General features: G+C 57.0%; 20 protein-coding genes. 13 read left to right on the top strand and 7 right to left on the bottom strand.

Going from position 1 to position 22,180, the window contains the following annotated elements; genetic code table 11:
- The first annotated feature begins 9 nt into the window (after positions 1-9).
- From FTW19_RS10420 to FTW19_RS10395, 6 genes are read left to right on the top strand one after another with little or no spacing between them, the layout of a single operon-like run.
- Complete coding sequence (locus FTW19_RS10420) at positions 10-1,314, top strand: glycosyltransferase family 4 protein (protein ID WP_147647568.1); 1,305 nt, start codon at positions 10-12, stop codon at positions 1,312-1,314.
- Positions 1,311-2,630: a lipopolysaccharide biosynthesis protein gene (locus tag FTW19_RS10415; RefSeq protein WP_147647567.1), complete on the top strand. Its 1,320-nt coding sequence runs from the start codon at positions 1,311-1,313 to the stop codon at positions 2,628-2,630. The genes FTW19_RS10420 and FTW19_RS10415 overlap by 4 nt, the downstream gene beginning before the upstream one ends.
- A 48-nt stretch (positions 2,631-2,678) precedes the next feature.
- Entirely contained in the window at positions 2,679-3,917 is a 1,239-nt protein-coding gene (locus FTW19_RS10410) for an ATP-grasp domain-containing protein (protein WP_147647566.1), read from the top strand.
- Complete coding sequence (locus FTW19_RS10405) at positions 3,914-5,371, top strand: O-antigen ligase family protein (RefSeq protein ID WP_147647565.1); 1,458 nt, start codon at positions 3,914-3,916, stop codon at positions 5,369-5,371. The genes FTW19_RS10410 and FTW19_RS10405 overlap by 4 nt, the downstream gene beginning before the upstream one ends.
- Positions 5,364-6,341 (top strand): glycosyltransferase family 2 protein, encoded by a 978-nt coding sequence (locus tag FTW19_RS10400; protein WP_147647564.1) that lies wholly within the window; start codon positions 5,364-5,366, stop codon positions 6,339-6,341. Before FTW19_RS10405 ends, FTW19_RS10400 begins: the two co-directional genes overlap by 8 nt.
- Positions 6,290-7,474 carry a hypothetical protein gene (locus FTW19_RS10395; RefSeq protein WP_187143408.1) on the top strand — a complete coding sequence of 395 codons (1,185 nt, stop codon included), beginning with the start codon at positions 6,290-6,292 and terminating at the stop codon, positions 7,472-7,474. The genes FTW19_RS10400 and FTW19_RS10395 overlap by 52 nt, the downstream gene beginning before the upstream one ends.
- Before the next feature lie 2 nt (positions 7,475-7,476).
- Here FTW19_RS10395 and FTW19_RS10390 read toward each other — a convergent pair whose 3' ends face one another.
- Positions 7,477-8,481, bottom strand: coding sequence for a glycosyltransferase family 2 protein (locus FTW19_RS10390; protein ID WP_147647562.1), 1,005 nt, complete (start codon positions 8,479-8,481; stop codon positions 7,477-7,479).
- Between the two features lie 106 nt (positions 8,482-8,587).
- Positions 8,588-8,959, bottom strand: a complete 372-nt coding sequence (locus FTW19_RS10385; protein ID WP_147647561.1) for a hypothetical protein — start codon at positions 8,957-8,959, stop codon at positions 8,588-8,590.
- Positions 8,960-9,799: 840 nt separating this feature from the next.
- Here FTW19_RS10385 and FTW19_RS10380 point away from each other — a divergent pair.
- Positions 9,800-12,976, top strand: a complete 3,177-nt coding sequence (locus tag FTW19_RS10380; protein ID WP_187143407.1) for a TonB-dependent receptor — start codon at positions 9,800-9,802, stop codon at positions 12,974-12,976.
- 53 nt (positions 12,977-13,029) lie between these two features.
- Here the strand turns inward: FTW19_RS10380 and FTW19_RS10375 are convergent, their stop codons facing one another.
- Genes FTW19_RS10375 through FTW19_RS10355 form a run of 5 tightly spaced genes read right to left on the bottom strand, consistent with a single transcriptional unit; the run spans position 13,030 to position 16,724 of the window.
- Entirely contained in the window at positions 13,030-14,007 is a 978-nt protein-coding gene (locus FTW19_RS10375) for a serine/threonine-protein kinase (protein ID WP_147647559.1), read from the bottom strand.
- Positions 14,004-14,576 carry a ubiquitin-conjugating enzyme E2 gene (locus FTW19_RS10370; RefSeq protein WP_147647558.1) on the bottom strand — a complete coding sequence of 191 codons (573 nt, stop codon included), beginning with the start codon at positions 14,574-14,576 and terminating at the stop codon, positions 14,004-14,006. The genes FTW19_RS10375 and FTW19_RS10370 overlap by 4 nt, the downstream gene beginning before the upstream one ends.
- Positions 14,536-14,796 carry a hypothetical protein gene (locus FTW19_RS10365; protein WP_147647557.1) on the bottom strand — a complete coding sequence of 87 codons (261 nt, stop codon included), beginning with the start codon at positions 14,794-14,796 and terminating at the stop codon, positions 14,536-14,538. Before FTW19_RS10365 ends, FTW19_RS10370 begins: the two co-directional genes overlap by 41 nt.
- A gap of 51 nt (positions 14,797-14,847) precedes the next feature.
- Positions 14,848-15,564, bottom strand: coding sequence for a hypothetical protein (locus FTW19_RS10360; RefSeq protein WP_147647556.1), 717 nt, complete (start codon positions 15,562-15,564; stop codon positions 14,848-14,850).
- Positions 15,561-16,724 carry a ThiF family adenylyltransferase gene (locus FTW19_RS10355; RefSeq protein ID WP_147647555.1) on the bottom strand — a complete coding sequence of 388 codons (1,164 nt, stop codon included), beginning with the start codon at positions 16,722-16,724 and terminating at the stop codon, positions 15,561-15,563. The genes FTW19_RS10360 and FTW19_RS10355 overlap by 4 nt, the downstream gene beginning before the upstream one ends.
- 237 nt (positions 16,725-16,961) lie before the next feature.
- Here FTW19_RS10355 and FTW19_RS10350 point away from each other — a divergent pair, with 237 nt between their 5' ends.
- From FTW19_RS10350 to FTW19_RS10325, 6 genes are read left to right on the top strand one after another with little or no spacing between them, the layout of a single operon-like run.
- Positions 16,962-17,846, top strand: a complete 885-nt coding sequence (locus FTW19_RS10350) for an FHA domain-containing protein (protein WP_348641856.1) — start codon at positions 16,962-16,964, stop codon at positions 17,844-17,846.
- Positions 17,846-19,294, top strand: coding sequence for a vWA domain-containing protein (locus FTW19_RS10345; protein ID WP_147647553.1), 1,449 nt, complete (start codon positions 17,846-17,848; stop codon positions 19,292-19,294). Before FTW19_RS10350 ends, FTW19_RS10345 begins: the two co-directional genes overlap by 1 nt.
- A gap of 21 nt (positions 19,295-19,315) precedes the next feature.
- Complete coding sequence (locus FTW19_RS10340) at positions 19,316-19,816, top strand: type VI secretion system contractile sheath small subunit (RefSeq protein ID WP_147647552.1); 501 nt, start codon at positions 19,316-19,318, stop codon at positions 19,814-19,816.
- Positions 19,817-19,818: 2 nt separating this feature from the next.
- Positions 19,819-21,159, top strand: a complete 1,341-nt coding sequence (locus FTW19_RS10335) for a hypothetical protein (protein WP_147647551.1) — start codon at positions 19,819-19,821, stop codon at positions 21,157-21,159.
- Positions 21,160-21,183: 24 nt separating this feature from the next.
- Positions 21,184-21,627, top strand: a complete 444-nt coding sequence (locus FTW19_RS10330) for a hypothetical protein (RefSeq protein ID WP_147647550.1) — start codon at positions 21,184-21,186, stop codon at positions 21,625-21,627.
- A 40-nt stretch (positions 21,628-21,667) separates the two neighbouring features.
- Positions 21,668-22,144 carry a hypothetical protein gene (locus tag FTW19_RS10325; protein WP_147647549.1) on the top strand — a complete coding sequence of 159 codons (477 nt, stop codon included), beginning with the start codon at positions 21,668-21,670 and terminating at the stop codon, positions 22,142-22,144.
- Positions 22,145-22,180: the final 36 nt, after the last annotated feature.

Here is a 22,180-nt window from a genome sequence, read left to right as displayed (position 1 = left end):
CTACCGCGCGTGCTGAAAGTCCTACTCATCGCCTATGAGTGCAGCCCATACCGCGGCTCGGAGTGGGCTGTCGGCTGGGGCAGGCTGCTTGAGGGTTCACGCGTAGCCCAGATGCACGTCCTTACTAGCGAAGAAAACTTCGGCGCACTCAAGCGGGCACAGGAGGAAGGTCTACTCCCTCCGGAAGTGCGGTTTTATACCCCGGAGCCGGATGCCAGGCTCCGCGCCGAATCTCCTGCTCATGGAGCCTTTGCGTATAACTACAGTGCGTATCATCACTGGCACAAACTGGCGATCGAGCTGGCAAGGAGCCTGCACGCGCAGGAACACTTCGACCTGGTACACCAGGCGACCGTGAATACGTTTCGAGAACCCGGTTATGGATACGAGCTCGGTATTCCGTTTCTCTGGGGGCCGGTAGGGGGATCGCAGAATTATCCGATGAGCTTTCTATCGCTGCTACCTCCTAAGGAAGCCGCCAAAGAGGCTGCAAGGGCAATCGCGAACAAGTACACGCTCTATCGTGATTCGCGGGTCAGGCGAGCGGCGCGCCATGCGGCGAAGATCTATGCCTCTAACTCCACTAACCAGCGTGATTACGAGCGTGCCTGGGGCCGAAAGGTCGACCTGCTGCTGGAGACGGGGCTGAGAGAGGTGCCGGAGCCGGATCATTCCCGCTTTGAGCGCCGCCTGGACGAAAAACGGCGTGGGGAACAAACGGGCCCGCTGGAGCTGCTGTGGAGTGGCGAATTGCAGACACGCAAGGCTCTCCCGATTCTTCTGCGTGCCCTCAGTAAGGCGCGTAAGCAGGCTGAGTTCCGGCTGACCGTGCTTGGCGATGGGCCTATGCGGGAGTTGTGGACCGCCGAGGCAGAAAGACTCGGCCTGCGGGATATCGTCAGGTTTGCCGGGCGTCTTCCCTTCCCTGAAGCCGTTGCAGCGATGCACCATGCCGATCTCTTCTGCTTTACGAGTCTGCGGGACACCAGCGGCAACGTGGTGCTTGAGGCGATGGCCGCAGGTGCACCGGTCTTATGCTTTGGCCATCAGGGCGCCGAAGATATGGTGGACGCGACCTGCGGAGTCAGGCTGCCAGTCATCTCCCCCAAACGGGCGATTGAAGACTGGCGCCGGGCACTGATTGAATTGGCTGAGAATGCCGAAAAGCTACTTGCGATGAGTTGGGCTGCCCCCGTGCGTGCACGTGAGTTCCTGTGGTCGCGTAACGGAGACGTGGTGAACGAGGCGTATCTGGAACTTGGCCGAACCAACATGGAGAAAAGGTTGAAGCTCAATCAGAGCGCGTACGCATGAGCCTTCCAGCATCGAGCATTGGGCCCGAGGAGCCGTTGCCGCCACCGGGAAAGTTGGGTGCAATGTGGAGCCGCGGACTCTCGGCTGCCAGCGGCCGCCTGACGTATGCCCTGGCCGACCAGGTAACTTACAGCTTCGGCAACATGGTGGTCGCTGCCATTCTTAGCCGGCATGCCGGCCGCTCAGAGTTTGGGACCTACATCCTTACCCAGCGGGCCATGGATATCTTTATCCAGATCTGCAGTGTCTTCTCCTGGGCGCCCTTTATGTTCCGGCTGCCCTCAACGCCAAGGGAACGGCAGCATATCTTTCTGGGAAGCATCGTCGGGCAACAGGTATGCGCCTGCCTTGTGTTCGCATTGCTTTTATGGATGGCCGGCTGGTGGACGGCGGGCCACCACTATGATCTCTATGCGAATGTCATGGTTCCGCTGGCTGTCACTTCCATGGCTATTCTGTTCCGTGAGTTCACCCGGCGCATGTACTTTGCGGAGCTCCGCTTCAAAGCCGCTTTCTGGACTGAGGTAGCGACCGTTGGCCTGCAGATCGCAGGCGTGGAGTTTCTGTACCGCGTCGGCCGGCTGCACGTACCCGAGACATTGCAAGTGCTTTCGTTTGGGGCCGGGGTGGTTTCTCTGTACTGGATTTTGACGGAATGGAAGACCTTCAATATCCGTTTGCGCGACGTGTATGAAGACTTTCGGCGGGACCTTCGTCTCGGCGGATGGCTGCTGGGCGGCAACATGATCTCGATGGCCAGCGCCCAGTGCAACCCGTGGCTGCTGGGGGCCGTTCTGGGGCCGGCCAGCGTGGGCGCTTATGCCATCTGCGAGAGCGTCGTCAACATTCCACGAGTAGCGTTAAACAGCCTGCAGAATGCAATGGCCCCGGTGGTGGCACGCTCTCTGGCGAAGGATGGAAAAACGGGCCTGCGGCAGGTGATCGCCCGCTACGATCGTGCCCTGCTGCTGGGCTCGGCTGTATGCGCCACCGGAGTGCTTGCTCTGGGACCATGGGTCGCCCGACTGATCTTTAAAGCCTTTCCCGACAACGGTCGTCTGATTCTGCTCTTTCTTGCGCTCAACTTCATTGCAGTCGCCGCAACATTGGCTCAGAGCTATGGTCTGACTGCTTTGGATAGGGCGGGCCTGGTCTTCTATGCCAACCTCGCTGGATTCGTGGTGCAGGTGCTCCTCGCGATTGCCCTGGTAGGCAAATTGAATGTTGCCGGGGTGGCCCTGGCGATGTTGCCCGGCAGCATTGTGGTTGTGATCATCAGGCAGATCTTTTACAGGCGTGAAATCACGAGCCCGTAAGGGACGACGTCCTTTGGTCGAAATTCATATGATGGGGGCACGCAGATTGTGACAGCACCGGGAACAAATGAGTTTGGCAACGGCACGAGGGCTCCTCGTGTGCTGATCGCTACAGCTCGTGAGTGGCTCTCCGGCGCGCGTCTTGCCCTTGCCTTACACAGCTTCGGCTGCGACGTAAGCCTGCTCTCGCCGGCAGATCATCCCGCGCGGCTGACCGGGGTTATCTCACAGTGGACACACTTCTGGCAGATGCGCCCCTTCCGCAGCTTCGAGCGTGCCCTGGATGCTACACAACCGGACAGCCTGATTCTGGCCGACGAAGTCGTACTCCATTACGGATTGCTGCTGGCCGGAAAAAACAACGAGTATGGCTTGCGCCTGCGGCATCTGATTGAGTCAACCACCGCGGGATCGGCAGCGCTGAGGCTGGCACGGACGCGATTCGACTTGCTGCATCAAGCGCGCCAACTCCAGGTGCCTGTTCCGGCAACAGAACCCATACCAACACCGGATGACCTGCCGCGCGCGGCTGCGCATCTGGGGCTCCCGTTAGTGTTGAAGTCTGATGGAAGTGCAGGTGGTCAGGGAGTGCGCGTCGCTCGGTCCATGGAGGAAGCGGAGCAGCTTTGGGACAAGTTGCATCGCACCCCAAGTCTTCCCCGTGTGCTGAAGCGTGGCCTGATGGACGGGGAGTGGATGCATCTTCGCGCCTGGACACGGCGCCTGAAGTCGGCAGTCAGCGCACAGCAGTGGATCGCCGGCCGAGAGGCCACCAGCATGGCGATGGCGCATCAGGGCCGGCTGCTCGCAAGCGTTGAGTTTGAGGTGGTGCAAACCACGGAGAGCCGCGGACCATCCAGTGTGCTTCGCGTTCTGGATGACGCCAGGCTTCGCCACGCCATGGCGCGCATCGTCGCGCATCTTGGGATCAACGGATTCTGCGGCTTCGATTTCATCTGCGAACCAGGTACACGGAACCCGTTGTTGATCGAGATGAATACCCGTCCGACGCAAGTGAGTCATCTCTCGTTCGGCAAAGGGAAAGACCTGGTGGCCGCCTATGTGCGCGAGGTTCTGGGGAAACAGGTCGAGGATCGACCCGCAGCCACGAACAATCCATTCATCGCACTTTTCCCACAGGAGTTACGGCGCGATGCAGCAAGCTCATGGGTCAGGGATGCCTGGATGGATGTCCCCTGGGAGTCGCCCGCTCTTATCGATTTCGCTTTGGAGACAGGCGGGAAGAAGCTGAACTCTTCTCTGCTTCCTGCGCGGGGTGATGCGTGAGCACCGCCCGTCCCACGACCTTCACACCCTACCGGCTGGCGCGAGTCCGCCTTGAGCTGTCGCACATCACCAAACGGTTGATGCTTGTGAAGATCGTCTGCGGCATCGCGCTTGCTATCTGCTACTGGTACTCCGTTCCTTATGTGTTGCCCTTCATTGTCCATGGGGCAACCGCGGAGTCGGCAGCAGCGGAATCGGCAGCCTTCCAGGGCAGCGCCAGCCGCCAGTTGGCGATGCCTGTCATCGCGTTCTTCTGCCTCCTCCTTCTGCGGGAACTTCCCCGTCGTGGACGCTTCTCAGGCCATCTGCGATACTTCGCCGCAGCGTATGTTATCTGGGCAGTGATGAGTGTTGTCTGGAGTGACGATCCCTCCCTTACGCTCAAGCGGCTGGTCGTCTTCCTCATCAATATTCTTGCTATCTACACTTTTGCTCGACGCTTCTCTCTTGTTGAGATTTCTGTCCTCGCCTTCTTTGTCACGGGAACGGTAGCTGTTCTTGCCTTGTATGGCGATGTGGTGATGCAGCATATCTTCGATCCGCGCAATGCCGACTACCGTTTCCAGGGCGTCGCCGAAGCAAACTATCAGGCCATGAGTCTTGTGGTCTGTATCTTCTCTGGGCTTACGCTCTTCGATCGCAGGCCCACATGGCGTAAGTTTCTGGCTCCAGCCCTGTTCGCCGCGTTTATCCTGCTCTATCTCACCCGTTCGCGTGTCAGCACGATCATCTGCCTGATGATGGCGGGCATCATGATGTTCCGTCTGGCACGGAAGATTCTCAGCGCATCTGCACGCGCTATGCTGGCTGTGGCGTGCCTGGCGGTTGTGCTTCCAGTCATGGTCTACGTTGTGGGGCAAAAGGGACTAGGAGCGGCGCAGTCCGCTTTCATGATGGGCCGCACCGATACCCAGAACACGTCGAATCTCTCCAATCGTGCGCCGCTCTGGGCAGAGCTCTCCGACTATGTGAAGACACGTCCGCTGCAAGGCTTTGGATATGCCGGGTTCTGGTCGCCAAGCCGCGTAAGCCTGATCTCGGGACATCAGGGGTGGACAGTGCCCCATGCCCACGAGAACTATCTGGACCAGACCTTGTCCCTCGGATTTGTTGGAGCGCTACTATATGCGGGCGTCCTCTGGGGAGCCCTTGTTCTGGCGTGGAAGCGTTATCGGCGCAGTCGCCAGGCGACCGATCTGTTGATGGCCGCAATGCTCACATGGCTTGCTTTGGAGGGTCTCGCCGAGTCCGTACCGATCGATCCCTATCTGCCAACGACGCTAGCGTATGCCTGCATCGTGAAGATGTGCTTCGCTGAAGGTTCTGAGGCCGAGCAGGATACATGGCTTGAACCCGACCAGCTTCTGGGCGGTGTCACACCGGCGTTACTGGAGAAGTTATCGCCGAACCTGCGGGCTGAAGCGCAGACAGCGATGGAGAGCAGTCATGGTTGATACGACGGTGCGCAGCGATTTTGGTCAGTGCGAGCCGGGGCTTGTAAGCATCATCATCCCTACGTACAAACGACCCGATGATATGCGAAAAGCGGTCGAGAGCGCTCTGGCGCAAACCTACGACCACATTGAGATCGTGATCGTCTCCGATGGGCCCGATCCCGCAGCGCGGGCGGCTGTCGAGGGCATCGATCCACGCGTTCACTACGCGGAGCTCCCCACAAACCGCGGTCCGGCCGCTGCGAGAAATGAAGGCGTAGCTCTAAGCTGCGGCGAGTGGCTTACCTTCCTGGACGATGATGACCTGATTCTTCCGGGAAAGATTGAGAAACAGCTTGCCCTGGCTGATCGCAACTCACCCCAGACGATGATCTCCTGCCGCGCGATCTATCGTGCCCAAGGCAAAGACAACATCCATCCTGAACGGCCCATTGGTCCATCGGAGGATGTGGCTGACTACATCCTGTTACGGCCATCCTTAACCCAGCGCCCCGGTGTTCTTCCGTTGCAGTCACTGCTGCTGCACCGCAGCCTGCTCAAGAAAGTTCCCTTCACCACGCATGCCGACCATGAGGACTGGGCATGGCTGCTGGAGGCATGGCATCTTGCCGGCGCCCGCGTTAAATTCGCGTGGGAACCGCTGGTGGTTTACAACATCGTGGTCGACAGCATCTCCCGATCGAGACGCACTAATTGGAAAGACTCTCTGGAGTGGGCGCAGCAATACCGCCGATGGATTGGCGACCGCGCCTTCGCCTCGTTCCTGAGCACCAAAGTTGCACTTAAGGCAAAGCGCAGCCAGGATAAGGGAGCGCTCCAGCAGATAGGCCGACTGGTCATGGCGAGTCGTCCGGGCTGGCTGGAACTCGCATTTTTGGCCGGCATCTGGCTGCTGCCTGGACAGGTATTACACCACCTATGGAAGAAGTCTCTCGAGAGCTCGCACCAGGCTGGGCAGACGGCGTCATGAAGCTCGCCGCACGCATCATGCTGCTGCTTTGCCTGATTCTGGCGGGCATATGGGCATGGCATCGCTGGCAACGGCGAGCCGTGGATGAGAGCATTACGGCAAACGCCGCAAGCGCTGCCACACCATTACAGGCATGGGCGAAGGCTCCCCCGGTCAAACGTGCTTTTTACGGCAGAAGGCTGGAGCCACGCGACACAGTCCTGCATGGAGCAGGCCAAAGCGACCGGCAGAGCTTCGATGCCTATTCCAAGGCGGTAGCGCCGGCCCGGCCGATGCTGATGATGCGTTATGTCGACCTGCATGACGACTTGCCGAAGTTCTTTGAGCGCCTTCGAGCGGACCTTGGCACAGCACAGGATTATCTGATTCCTCAGATCGGTATCTCGCTTAATGAAGGTGGTGGGACACACCACTACGAGGCCGCGACCGCAGCGGGTAAGGACGATGCCGCGCTGGAACAGATCTGTTCCGGACTGCAGACTCTTGCCCGTCCTGTCTTCGTCCGTCCCGGATACGAGTTCAACGGACCGTGGAACGGATACGCCGCGCCGAGTTACGTTGCAGCCTTTCGGCGTATCGCAGACGCTATCCATCGTTGCCTGCCGCAGGAGGCAGCGGTGGTTTGGGACTGGTCCCCGGATGCCGAACTCGATCAGCAGCGAGCAGGCGCTCCGGCAGGATTCGCCGCCGCGCGCTGGCAGCAGTTCTATCCCGGCGATGCATATGTCGACTGGTGGGGGGTGAACCTCTTCTCTCCTCCAACTCTCTCGTCTGCGGCAACGCGCGAATTTCTTGCCGAGGCAGACAGCCGCCGCTTCCCCGTCATGATTGCGGAATCAACGCTACGAGGCGCCTCCGTACATGATCCACATGCCGCCATCGATCAGTGGTTCGCACCCTACTTCGGCCTGCTCCGCGGGACAAAAGGCATCAAGGCTTTCTGCTACATCGACTGGGACTGGCGTATCTATCCACAGTGGGCAGATTGGGGCGATGCGCGCATTGAGAGCGATGCTACAGTACTCGCGTTCTACCGATCGCAGGTTCTCAATGCATCTGGGGCCGCACCGTGGCTCTCCGGGGGAGCCGACCGTGTCACGACACGCGGCATCCTGCGCCTCGACGGAAGATAAAACTATTGCCGCGGTGGTGTATCGGGCCGTTCCCCATGACGGCTACGGAAATCCATCCGACTGAGGAACTGTGACGAGCCACCTCGCGCTGCAGACAAGCCCCGGTATAGACCGGCAGTGACCGCCAGACTCAGCTGAGCATCCAGCACCTTTGCCGGTTGTCGTGAGAGACGCCCTGCCGCCAGCTGCGGAAGATCCCGCGCCACTGCGAGTACCAAACGTCCGGTCAGGTTATACAGAAGGCTGGGGAGACTGTTTCTTGCTCCGGCCAGCCGCGCTTCGATCGCTCCGGTGCGCATGGCCGACTGGCTCAAGACATGCGGATCCAGTCTGCGGGGCGGAATCAGGTGCAACACCTTCGCCTCGGGAGCGAGCCACATGCGATGGCCTGCCCGGTGCATCCGCTGGAAAAGATCCGTATCTTCTCCACCTTCGGTGAAGTTCAGGTCGAATCCACCCAGGGATTCGAAGACATCGCGCCGGATGAGCACATTGTTGGTCGAGGGAAGCTCGTGAAACTGCATACTCCGCTCTTCCGAGAACAGAATCTCGCCGAGCAGCCGGCGGGCTCGCGGGCCTACCTCACTAAAAGACCGTCCTTCGGGGAGTGAGAGCGCGGTCGCCCCTCCCACGCAGACGGCATGATTCTGCTGGGCGACACCATAGAGGGTCTGCAGCCAGTGCGGAGGAGCGATCTCATCATCGTCAAAGCTCGCCAGCCAACGGCCACGCGCGTGTTGTACGGCCAGATTCCGGGCAGCAGCAACCCCCTGTTTGGCGCCCTGCAGTATGCGGACAGGAATCGCTGCTTCCGCCTGATAGCGCGCCAGCACCTCAGGCGTATTGTCCGTTGATTGGTCGTCGACGATCACCATCTCGACCGAAACATTCGCGAGAAGCGATTGCCCGAGGAGTGCATCCAGAACACCTGGCAGAAGGTGCGCACGGCTGCACGTCGTCATGACGACGCTGATCTCGGGCTCTGGATCGGAGGAACGAGGGATCACATACGCAGTCTATCCGAGACAGCGTTGGATTCGTGGAAGGCGCAGGACTTCCCTCGTCCCTGAAATCACAGGGATGGCCGATCGAAAATTCATGCGGCAGCTCTGATTACGCGGCAGCGCTACGCAATGTTTTTGTCTCGTAGTGGGCTGCTGCCTGTTCCAGGAAGTTAAACAGGCTTGTGAAGTCTTCCGAGTACATAGCTCCAAGCGCAGTTGTGCTTAATTTGTCAGTCATGCACACAATCGGCACACCGGCCCTTGCCAGAGCGCTGCCCATCAAAATCTGCCGGGCAGTCGGCACCGTATGGCAGAGAATCACGGTTCCATACCCGGGATATAGGGCTTCGTCCAACCAAACGGAGCTGGGCAACGAAAGCACGTTATAACCGGCACGCATCAGGATGTCTGCCCTGTTGTGGAGAAGGGCGGCATCGTCGCCGATCGACAGGACCAGAAAATCGTTATGTGTAGACTGCATCGCAACCTCGGGAGATCCGCAAGAAAACACGGAGAAGTTAAAGCAATACAGGCAGTAATAAAAACAAGGCGTGCAACGATTCAGGGGGAACGGCGGACCGCGGGAGCGAACGTCACCAGAAGCGGCCTACTTCCGTCTTGACTCAAAGCATAATGCATTTACGGCATCGATGGGCGAGCGATAAATCGCTTTCCCCCTGCACCGTCGACTACCGTACAAAGACATATCGACACCCCGAGTATGTACGGAACGAGACATTAGAGGCGATTTTCGTAGGCTGCGATTTGACTCAACATATCCGCCTGCATGTCCATGTCTCGTTTGTGCTGCTGGTACCAGAGAGCGATCCCCTCAAGGGCTTCAGCGATACGAAGACGGGCTGCCAGAGAGCGAAATCCAACTTGGTACAACACACCAAACTGGCGTTACACCAAGCCTCTACATACCGTCAGCAGAAGAGACACAAAGGAACTTGGGCTCAGTGAAATTGTCGGCTGGCTAAGACGATTCTGCGCACTGCCGCATGGTATCGGCCATAGCTATTCCGCCTTCTGATAGAAAAGATCCCGTTGATTGATTCAATATTTTTTATTGCAGGAATGCTTGCAATAGGTGAATATCTCTTCAAAAGACGACTCCGGCGCAAGAAGCTGGAGCTCCCCGCTGTTCCCTACAGTCGTTTCCCCTTCTCTTCTGCCAGGCCCTTTGCGGTCCTTGTCACTTAGTTGAAGCAGTAGTTCGCAAGTCTTTTCGTACTCGTAACTGAAAAGTAGGCAAGGTTGCGGCCGCATTACGCCGGCACGCCGACCTATAGCTGTATCACGCATGGAGGTAAGGTTCATGACGTTCTGGCAGTCGTGTATTCGTTTTCAAAAAGCAATTTTCCTTTTAGTACTTACAGCGGTATGTGTACTTTCTTCTCCACTTTCAGCACAGACATTTCGTGGTGGCATCAATGGAGATGTCACTGACGCGACGGGAGCCACCGTCTCTGGAGCAACAGTCTCTCTCACCAATGAAGCAACAAAGAGTACGTATGCCTCGGTGACCTCAAGTGCCGGCAGCTTCCTGTTCAATGATCTGCCACTGGGCGCTTACACACTGACGGTCACCGATTCAGGATTCAGCACGGTTAAGGTCGATAAGATCCCCGTCTCCGCCGGTGTGATCTATACGCTTCCATCCATCAAGCTAAGCGCGGCAGCAACACAAACGGTTGAGGTACAGGCCTCAGACATCACGCTCGATACAACCACCGTGACACAGAACATCGTTCTCGAATCTCAAGCAGTGGCCGATATGCCGCTGAATGGTCGTGACTTCACCCAGATGATCCAGCTCACACCCGGCTTTGCCGGATATACAGGCGGCGGATACGGTTCTCTCAACGGAACTCGCGCCAATCAGATGAACTGGCAGATTGATGGCGTGGATAACAACGATCTCTGGCATAACGTACCTGCCGTCAACCAGGGCGGTGTCTCCGGCATCGCCGGCATTGTTCTACCTATCGATGCTGTTGAACAGTTCTCGGCCCAGACGCAATCTGGCCCTGAGGGCGGACGTAACCCAGGTGGAACCATCAATCTGACTCTCAAGTCGGGCACCAATCATCTGCACGGTTCTGCCTACTACTTTGACCGCAATGAACTCTTCGGAGCCAAAAGCCCGTTCAGCGATACGAAGCAGAAGGTGCGCAACTACAACTGGGGCTTCTCAGTCGGCGCACCAATCCTGAAGGACAAGCTCTTTGGGTTTTTGACTTTTGAGAAGCAGCGCTTTGTGATTGGCGAGTCCGGCAGTGCCACCGAACCATCCATCGGCTGGCAGAACCAGGCAAAGGCCATTCTGGCCGCAAAGAATATCCCCGTGAATGGCACGATGCAGAAGGTATTGAATACGCTTTGGGCTGGCGGCAATCTATCCGCCGATACGGTCGGCAATGTCAATAACTTCCATTCGAACGTTCCCGAATTTGGCTACAGCTATAACGGGCTTGGTAAGGTGGACTATCACATCACCGACAAAGACAGCCTGAGCGCCCACTGGTTCGTCGGTCAGGGCAACCAGGTGGCGCCAGTCGGATCGCAGATCTACGACTACTTCGAAGTGGCGCCAATCCATGTGCAGAACGTCGCGGTCGTCTATAACCGCATGCTCTCACCTTCCATCTCGAACCAGTTGCTGGTAGGTGTGAACTATTTCAACCAGGTCTTCAATGACGCGAATACCAACTTCAACGTCCAGTCCCTGGGCTTCATGACCGGAGCGCCTTTCGGTAACGCTCCAAATATCACTATCACTGGTTTCGACCCGGTTGGCATGACACCACCTGAGGGCCGTAACGACATCACCGGGCACCTGACCGACCAATTGAGCTGGGTCAAGGGTAAACATCAGATTCGTCTGGGTGGCGAGTTCCGGCAGGCTCAGCTCGATGAGTTCTACAAGCGGCACTCCGTCGGATCGTTCACCTTTGATGGCACGCGTGTCGGTGGATCCGGACTTGCCGGCGCGCTGGCAGACTTCCTCGCCGGCTATACATCGGCAGCCACGATTGCCATTGGAGATCCGGAGCGTCAGGTTTTCGTCAACACCTGGGAGCTGAACGCGGGAGATTCATGGCAGCTTACAAGAAAGCTGAGCTTCAACTATGGTGTGCGCTACGACTACGTTGGCCCGCTGCATAACGGCAACAAAGATCTTTCTGTCTTCCGTCCGGAGTTGACCGCGCTCCAGGGCATCGCCTTCCAGGGCAACCAGATCAGTTCTCTCTATCAGCAGTACTACAAGAACTTCAGCCCACGTCTGGGTATCACGTATGGCCTGGACGACAAAACAGTGATCCGTGCCGGCTATGGCTTCTACTTCGATACGCCAAACCTGAATCCGTTCCTTGACAACCGTCCCGGCAACCAGGCGCCGAACGGTGTGGAAGGCAATCCAGCTGGCCCCAACCCTGTCTACACCATCAGTGCCGGTAAGACCACGATTGTGGGCGGCCAGGCGATCTTTCCTTCAACAATCGGCTACCCCTGCAAGGAAGCCACTCCGTGTGGGGTCTTCTCTGTCGATCGCAATTTCCGCACGCCCTACAACCAGAACTACAGCCTGAATCTTGAACACACGATCGGATCGAACATGATCGCGCAACTTGGCTATGTGGGCAGCGAAGGACGCCGGCTGCTCAGCCTGCTTGATCTGAATCAGCTCAATGTTACCGCCGGTGCCACGCTCCTCCCATACCACGACACCTATGCTCAGTACGGCAACATCAACCAGATCGAGAGCATCGGCACCTCGAACTACAACTCGCTGCAGGCGCAGCTACGTGTCATGCACTGGCATGGACTGATGACACAAGCTGCCTACACCTGGAGCCATAACCTGGATGAAGTGACTGCGTATCGAGGAAGCCTGCCGCAGGATAACTTCAACTTCAAAGGCGACTACGGCAATAGCGACTTTGACACGCGCAATACCTTCACCGCTCTGATGAGCTATGAAGTTCCGGGAGTGGCGTGGGGCCCGAAAGAGTTGACGCATGGATGGCAGTTGAACTCCCTGCTCAGCTTCCACGGTGGCCAGCCGTTTACGGTCCATGCTTCTGGCGATATCAGCGAAACCAATGAGGGCAACGACCGCGCTGTCCAGATCGGCAATCCACAGGCGGGATACCAAGGGCAAAAACCGGGAGCGAGCTGGCTGAATCCTGCGGCGTTTACCGACCCGGCTGCCCGTCACTTTGGGACCACGCGTCGCAACGGCTACTACGGTCCTGGCTATTCCGATGTGGATTTCTCCGTCTTCAAAAATACGAAGATCAAGGAGCTGATGACCATTCAGTTCCGCGCGGAGATGTTCAACCTCTTCAACCGCATCAACTATGCACCGCCAAGCAGCACGGTAGGCGGGAGCTTCAGCCTGTATGACACCATCGGCGACTACAACGGAGCTCCGGGTATTGGCGCCGGTGAACCCTTCAATACGCAATTCGGTTTGAAGATTCTTTTCTAGCCCTCCCCCAAACAACACAGAGGCCCGGGCCATCTTGCCTGGGCCTTTGTTCCTTAATTGGAGAGCCGGACCCTTCGATTCTCCGTCTCGATCTTCGCCATTCCGTGAAATTCCGGACGCTCGAAACCGAGAGCTGCGAGCACGCCGGAAAGCTCGAACGCGCTTTGCATGCGTTCTGCTGGGTCTGCAGCCAACATCCAATCCATGAGTTTCGCAATCGGAGGATCTTTCTGGACTACAGCGGGAAGAGTCCATTGTGCACTCAGGTGTTTGTGACGGATCTCATCAAAGGAATCGCCCGTGATGAGAGGCCTTCCGCTCATCGCCTCACAGAGAATCAGCGCCAGCGAATACAGGTCGCTTCTGTGGTCAGGCTGTCCGCCTGCCGCTTGCTCCGGGCTGGTATAGGCCGGAGTGCCCCCCCGCAGATATTCCGTAGTAGTGTCGAACCGGCTGCGTGACAGGCCAAAATCGAGAACCCGGTAGCGCCCAAAGGTGTCGAGACGAAGATTACCTGGAGCTAAGTCGCAGTGCGTGATTCCGTGGGACTCCGCGTGGCAAAGCAGGCTGCTGACCTGTGCTGCCATATGCAGGGCTTCAGTGCGCGACAGTGAGCCGCAACGAGCAAGCGTGTGATCCAGATCTTCACCTTCGATAAACGGCGTGAGAAAGAATGCAAAGCGATCGTTCTCCTGAAAGTCGAGGATCGGAATCATCGCGGGATGGTTCCCCAGTTGAGCGAGGTGGATCGCCTCACGACGGAAACTTTCGCGAACATCTTTTCTTTCCACGAGTTCAAGATGCAGCACCTTGGCAATGAACAGACCGCGATGCAGCGTATGTTGTACCTGGAAAAGAGTAGCCATACCACCGATGGCAACCGACTCCAGCACACGGAAACGTTCGCCCATCATCGATTGAAGCTGTGCGCCAAGCCGCGCGATGGATTCGGGAGAGTGGCGTTTTGCGGGAATCTGCTCACCGCTGAAGGAGATCAGAGGAGCATCATCTCCAAGACCGAGGCGAATCATGAGAGCCGCCTCCTTCTAGCAGGAGGCTCATCGGGAATGAGACCCGAAGCAGCGATTCCCGGATGAGCAATGCCCAGCAGAGGCTCTCCGGGAGCAGGATAATCAGCATCAGACAGCATCTGAAGATCGGGTTGCATCACGTGAACCGGATTGCAGTTTTCCAGGCGACGCGAAAGCATCGCGACCGTTTTGTGAAGTGCATGCTCCACGTTGTTGCTTACCTGGTGCTTGTCCCAAAGACATAGAAAGCCGGTCCGAGGATGGACGTTCGGGTGAGCGACAGGGGCTTTCAGATAAAGTTCGAGAGGAACCGAGGGATAGTAGAGCGGAAACACAATCTTCAAGCGATGGCTTGTAACAATTTCCTTCGTTCCCAGACGAAGGGCTGGGGTCTTGTGAAGCGTGCAGGAGAACACCTCATCCTCTACTGCGAGGTTGCCGATACGTTCAGGATTCAGATGAGCGAGACTCTGCAGGAGATCCCACTCGGCGACAAGCCTTCTTTCCCTGGGTGAGGTCTGCGAGATGTCAGCCATTGGTTGCGACAGTGGAGACGCGCAAGACGTCATTAGGACGCACCCCTTGTTCCGGAAGAGCACGGCCAAAATCCAGAACCGAACTGTTCCAGATCACCTCTGGTTCGCCGTCTCCTTTCAGGACATCGCCGCGTTCGCGAAGATCGAAGAGAATCTCTTCCAGGACCATATTCAAGGTCTCGCCTTCATCGATATCGACGTTATACTTCGTCTCTCCACTGACAGTGTCGAAATAGATTTGATACTTCGGCATTCGTTTCACTTCCTCGTCTATGAGATACCGTTTGATGACACTTTGATGAATCTAGGAGGCCTTTCTGTCGTAAACCTTTGCAATGGATTCCGTCAGCGCAGAGGGCAGATCCGGAAGCGCCTCACCGCAGCGGGTGCAACCGCCATTGTGGAAGTCCCAGCAGTCCTGGCATTGAAGGCGGCGGCACTTGGGACAGCAGCGCAGGTCTGCTTTCTGCGCTGCGGCGAGGCAGACCTGGCATCGCCCAACCTCGGATGGCGGTCCGGTGACCCGAGACCACCAGCGTTCCTGCATCGGAAGGATGGGCACACGCTGCTCCAGGCAGAGATGGCAGCGGCGATGATCGAAGCTCCAGCAGCTCTCCTCACATACCTCAAGCTTGCAGCGAGGACACTGAAAGACAACGGATTGTGTCCGCAGGCGCCGGCTGCAGAGACCACATCTCGGCCGATCCCACGTGAGGAAGGCCAGTGTCGCAAAAGAGGAACCGGCCACAAGGATTGGGACGATAGCGAAGAGCGTGCTGATCGGACTGACGAGAGCAGTAATACCTACCGCAAGTAGAGAAGCTGCTCCCAGCGAGACCGGTGGAATCCATATCTGGCGGTGAGGAAGATCGAAGTGCACCCAGATGAGGGTGCATATCGCCCCAAGGACAATCGCCGCAAGAGATGCAATACCAGGTCCAAGAAGATTTGTGCCGAACTGGAGCGAGGCCGTAAAAACAATCAGCCCTGCCAGAAGTGTCGATCGTTCTAAGGCATTCATGACGCTGTTGCTCGTTTCGTCTCTTTCTCGTTCTGTCCGTTTGTGATGGGGGAAAACTGGACGGTCGGCCTTAATCGGATTAGATGCAGATCCGGCAATCCAAGCTGTCGCGGCGTAAGTTTTGCAAGCGGATCTCTAAAACGGATGACCGACACCGTCTGATCCGACTGCAGTGCACGACCGCCGCAATGAGGGCATGAAGCCGTCCGGAGCTGGGCCAGACGAAGGAGCCTGCGCGATTCTTTTCCGCAATGCTCACAACTCGCGACGAGACTAATCGGCCACTGCAGCTCAAAACACTGCTCCCCCTGATGCGCTCCCTGTCGCGGGAATTGGTCCCTGAATGGTTTATCCGGAAATAGCTCGATCAGTTCCGCCGTTGAGACATCGTGCCAGGGACAAGTAACACTACGCGGGGCTGCAATCCTTGCAAGTTCACCGCTCTGGACGATGAAGGAGCCGGTCAAAAATCCTGATCGATTTGCTGTCCATTCACAAAGAAGCTGCGCCATGCGATGTGCCGTGATCTCAAGCGATGGAGTATCAGGAGGAGCGCTGCTCATGGCAAGCGCCGGTGTAAGACGTTCGCACCCATTGGACGGTGAAGCCATCTGCGCCAGTAATCGAGCACGGCTAACATCTGACATACCACAGGAGTAACATGCGTGATCGTTCTGACCGGTAAACCATGAGACCCGGCCTTCACCGGCAGAATTTGCGTGCACCGCTCCGTCGAGCATAGGAATACGGAGTGTTGTAGCAGCCAAAGCAGTTTCCATACGGGATAGAGCACTATCAGTCGCCGTGATCAAAATGTGCCTTGCACGCAACTCTTGCCAACCGACTTCCGCCACTGGGGCGGCCATGGCTTCGACTTCAATCAGTGGCGCATATCTGTTAACAAAGCTTTGAAGAATCAACACTTTTGGCCTGCCGATGCACTGCTCCGGATCCAGGTGAAAAAGCTCCTGATACACGCGGCTCAAGGGAATGTTCTGCCACGTGAGGATGTCAGGATCGACCAGCAGAATAGATTCGATCAGTGCGTCCACTCCCGGGAGCTGGACGATCTGTCTGCAGCACTCGGAGCCTAAAGCACCGGCTCCAATCAGTGCAATCCGTACACGCGTGGATGCCTTTGTTTCAGAGTGATGAATCATAGCCCAGGGGGATGGGACATTTTATTACCAGGTTAAGATGCAACCCATTCTGGCAACTCGGTCTCTAATCCTACCATCAGTGATTGAGTACTGTGACGAGCAAGATTGCTCAGTTGCCTGCCTTGAATTTCCCACTCCGCCTCCCCCCGGCGGACCCTTAATTTAGTTGAGTTGATCATGTACCGAGCGTTATTTTTCTCAACTCTTACAGGAACATTGGCAGGCATTGTGTCTGCGATGCTTACCCTGCTGATCTGCATCCCGCTCTCAAACAGCCGAGCCGGTTGGCTTGCGGATGCGACGACATTCTTTGTCTTCGCCCTGTGTGCAGCAATCTTTCTCTTCCTGTATTTCGATCGCATTCTTCTTGGGAAAATACGCGGTATCTCCATTGGCTGGGGTGTTCTTTTTGGTGGCTGCGCGGGTTTGATCGCAGCGGTCCTCAGCGTAGCCCTGCGTCTCGGCATTGCGAATAACTCTCCCTCGCTGTATCGCGTTGCAGTGTGGACTCTGTGCACCTCTGTAGTTGGCCTTGGTATTGGTCTGCGCTGGTTCAAGACGAACCGCGCGCGCTCCGTCCACGCTTACGTTGGCGGTCTCGCCGGCGGTCTGTTCGGCGGCACGTTTTTTGTTCTGTTTGCTCCTCATGTTTCCGCCGGCATGTCGCTCGCAGGTTTATGTTTCGCAGGCGCGGGAACGGGTTTCGGAGCCGGTATCGCGCCCATTCTTATCCGCAACGGACTTGTCCGTTTCATCAGCTCCGGAGACGCGCGCGCCCAAAACAAGCTCGGGAACAACAAGACCGCCTGGGACCTGGAGATCGATGAGAGTTACGTTCTTGGCAGCGCAGCTACAACACAGGGAGGAACAAAGTTCCAGCAGGGCGCGGACATCATGATTCCCGACAGCAGCATTGCGCCAAGACATGCGGTCTTGTTTTCGAAAGATGGACGCTACTATATCGCCCGTCATCCTGAAGCTTCAGGCGCAGAAGGCATTGCAAAATATGTGCTGCGCATCAAGGGAAAAACAGTCGTTGCGTCACAGGAGCTACATCCAGGTGACGACGTCATGATTGGCAGAACCGCTCTTCGTTTTGAGAGCAGAAAGCAGGGCGAATAGTGCGTACTCAGCTCAGTCTCGCTGTCCTGCTTGCGCTGTCTTCCACTGCGTGGGGTCAGAAGCCTGCGATGCTGCAGCTCACGGCTCCTCCGACCCTGGTGAACTGCAGTCCGGTTACGCAGTCGCCGTGCATGTCTGCAAGAATCACGCCAGTAAGTTCCGATGGGAAACCGGCGCCTTTTGTTCTTCCGGCGCCGAACGACCTGGCGAATCTGATTACGCTGAGCAGCGCCGATGGAGAGATTCATCCCTTCTATGCCAGCGTTGGAGCCGGACCTGATGCAACGCAGCATGGCAACGTCTCATTGCTGGTTCTCGATATCAGCGGGAGCATGAATCAGCCATCGCCGGGCGCGGCTTCCAGGTATGCAGCACTCAAGAGCTCCGTGGCAGACTTCATCAATGGCATGCAGGAAGGTGTGGACCGGATTGCGATCGTCCCCTTTGAGAGCCACGACGTCGTACCCACGATTCAGTCCGCTGTTTATGTCACTACAAAGGCTGATGCTCTCGCGCAATTAAATGCCATGCCGAGCCCGGCAGCTAAGAATAATACGGCACTCTACCAGGCAATTTTCACCGGAGTGGAATCTCTTCGGCGGGAACTTTCTTCCCTTGCCCACGACGGCCATACCGCCGAAAGTCTGCAGCCCCACCTCATCGTGATGACGGACGGAAAAAATGAAGTCATGCCCGGTGATGATCCTCAACTGCTGACCGGTGAGCTTGGCCTCCAACAGGCCGCGGCCCAGGTTCAAGCCTCGCATCTCGATGTGATCGGCATTGGCTTTGGAGATCGTGAAGCGATCGACACGGCCGCGATGCAGAAACTTTCAAGACGATTTTTCTATGCGGCTGATGCGGGTGAACTGCTGGCCGCGCTGCACTCAAGCCGGTCGGCTGTCAGCCACGAGATACAGATAACATGGCTGCTCCCGGAGAGCTCTCGCGTTGCATTGATGGGACACGATCATCAGTGGAACGCAACCTTCCGGACCATGGATGGAGCTTCCCTTCAAAGTGCCCCTATCCGCTGGATTGCACCGGCTACCAATGCTCCGACATTTACGCGCCTTGCATTGGCACCGGAATTGCAGGCCTTGATCCAGGTCCACCCTTCTGCCGAATCCGGTTGGACCATGTTCGTTCTGCATACATTACTTTTTGCGGCGGCATTCGTTGCCATGCTGATTCTCTGGTTCTGGGTTCCTCGGCTCATCTGGGGTGAACAGTACGCGGGCATGGTTCCCCAACGCTCCAAGCGGTGGAGCAATGGAACCGCCGTTACCTCCGCATCCAGTGTCCAGATTCGATCGATAGAAACTCCCCCATCAGGCTTCGAAACGAACGGGGCAGTCAGTGTTCCCGTTCAGCGCTCAGCCTCCCAGACAACCCAAATTCAACCGCGAGATGAGTTCTCACGAACGAGACTCACCTTCGACCGATAGACCAATAGGAGCCTCCCCCTTATGCCTTTGGTAAAAGTTGTTCGCAAGGGTGTTACCCCAGCAGTTCGTAAGGTCCCCACCTCCACAGCCGCAGCCATGCTGCCCATGACGATCAATCGAGTCGGTGGCGAGGCCGCTTCGGAAAACGAAGCGCTCGCCAAGGTCGAAGACCTGCAGGATGCCTTCCGCAAGTTCGAACCGAAGCTCAACTTCCGCGGCTACACCGGCGATGGCGAAACCGAATTTCGCGCGGACCTTCAGTTTCGCTCGATCAAAGATTTCGAGCCTGAAAACCTGCAGAAGCGCCATGAAGTTCGCGATGCAGATGGCAATGTGAGCTACCTGCGTAACGACCTCGCAGATCTGAAAGCAAACATCGACCTGCTCTATCGCTTGAAGGATCGCTGGAAGCTGCCGACGGTACGCAGAGCCTGGGGCAATGCGGAGCAGCGTAAAGAGATCGTGGAAGCACTTGGCAAGTTGCGCAGTGAACTCGAGCGCGTTGCGGAAGGAGAGAAGTAGCCATGGCAGAGACACAGACACCTACTCTCACAACAGAACAAATCATTGCCGACAGCCCGGCGCGCGAGCTGTTGCAGGATATCTTCGCGGACCTGCATCCCGGCCTTACCAATGAAAAGCGGGAGATCGCGAGTATCTTCTCCGCACAGTCGGCCAAGGAATTTCTGTCGCAGCTGACGAACTTCGAACAGCTCATCAGCGCCGACGACACCTACGACGAGACAGTCAAGAAGCTCCAGGGTCAGATTGACAGTGCCGAGAGCGTGCGTGACGAACTGTTGCGCCAGGTCTTTGAACAGATCCGACCGCTTGAACTCTCATACCGTCAACTGCAGCTCTTCTTCGAGAATGCGAAGGTCGGCGATGGCAAGGTTCGCAAACCGGTTGAGCTTTATATTCTGAATGCCGACCCCAAGGCGATGAAAGACATCTTTTCGATGAACATCGCCGCCATGGAGCACTTTGTCGTGCAGCGGAACGATAACTTCAACTTCCGTGATGACATCTGCAACCTGGTGGTTCCGGGCTACTATCCTCAGCCCATTCGCGAGAAGCTGGAAACACTGGCCAACGCCTGGGGCATGTTGCTGATTGGCGACCTGGACGACGAGAAGTCCTTCAAAAATGTTGAGCGTAACTTCCTTCCCGGCGGCAAGTATGAGTTCCTGAAGCGTCCGGAAGACCAGGCCGCGGCCGACGTATGCCTGATGGGCTATCTCCAGTTGCGTGAGGCTCACTGGTTCGAGAAGGATGCCGATGCGCAGGACGGGCTGTATGGTCCACCATCCATGGTGTTCGCAGGAGCGGTTGCACGTGCCGATGATGCCCAGGGTCTGGCGCAGGGTCCCGTCGGTTCACGGTTCGGACGAGTCAATGGGGCCATGAAAGCCCGCATCGAGCCGTTGATCGGTGAGATGGAGCATCTCTCCATGGAACGTCAGCTTATCCCGGTAATCCGCGATGCGGATAACCACCTCTGCTTTTACGGCTGCCGCACGCAGGCTGACGATCCCTACGGCGTGCTGAAGTTCTTCACCTCGTATCGCATCCTCCGTTATCTGGAGCGCTGCTGCCGTCACTATCTGCTGCAGGTTGCCGGGCAGGTGCTGACGCGCGACTTCATGGATCAGCAGATCGAAACCCCGCTCAAGAGGCTTCTCGACGAACAGGTAGAACAGGGCACGATCCTTGGCTACGATCTGTTTGTCGATAAGGATTCAAACAAGCGCATGCAGGGTATCTGTGACATCACGCTGAATGTGATGCCAACCGGTCCGGCCGAGACGTTCGTTCTGAAGATCGACGTCCCTGAGTTCAGCCGTCCGGAACCTGCAAAAGCGTAATTCAAATCATACAGAGCGTCGAACATGGCCCAGTTGAGATTCACCATACATGGTCTGCGTCCGGGTAGCGCTGCTGAGGGTGCGGAGAACGATTCCGCACTTGAAGAGCGCCCCAACTTCCGTATTGCCGCAGGTTCCGCAGCACGTGATGCCGAGCAGCGCAAAGCAGCCGGCATGGATCCTCATGCGAATGGTGTCACGCTTTCGATGCGAGGAACATCACGTGGTGTGCAACCTCATTCTCCTGTAACACAAGCTATTCAGAATGCGGGCGAGGAGCACGCTGCCTCATATCAACAAGATCGCGCGGAGGGGAAGCAAGCCCAAGCCCTGGCGCACGACGAGAATCTGCAGGCACTCCGCACGACCGATGCCGAGGGTTCTTCAGCCCCGGGGGCTTTGCAGTATGTGGCAAACCGGGTGCAATCCCTGCTTCAAAAACTTATACGACCCGGCGATTCGGTCTAGTACGAAAGGACAATCTCGCCAATCACACTAAGGAGAGCTCATGGCAAATCCATATCGTACGACAGTTACTATCGATGGCCAGAAGTTTCAGGCCGTCACAACCAGCGTGAAGTTCAACACCGCCAAGGATCGCGCAGGCGTTGCCCAGATGGGTTCGCTTTCGACCAAGATCCGTGTATGGGCTGATCTTCACGATGACCAAAACCTCCCCTTCTCGACGGTTAAGCACCTGTTCGATCTGGCCAATGTCGTTACCCGCGACAAGATCAAGCCGGTAAAGATCGAATTCTGGAAAGACGACTCGCAGCAGGATGCGCTGATTTCCTATAGCTTCAACGGCTGGATCCGCCGCTTCGAGACCTCAAACCCTCTTGACTTCCTGACCCGTACACAGGCCGGCAGCACGGAAGACGTTCTTGCCGAAGGCACCTCGCCCACGTTGAATCACATGCTCGTACTCGATATCGAGCCGGCATTAAATCAGCAGAACTTCCAGGACATCCGCCTGAGCAACTAAGGACTTCGGCACGAACGTCCACGCTCTGCTCGCAAA

The sequence above is a fragment of the Terriglobus albidus genome (genome assembly GCF_008000815.1).
Taxonomy (GTDB): Bacteria; Acidobacteriota; Terriglobia; order Terriglobales; family Acidobacteriaceae; genus Terriglobus; species Terriglobus albidus_A.
This window is presented reverse-complemented; position numbering and strand designations above follow the sequence as displayed.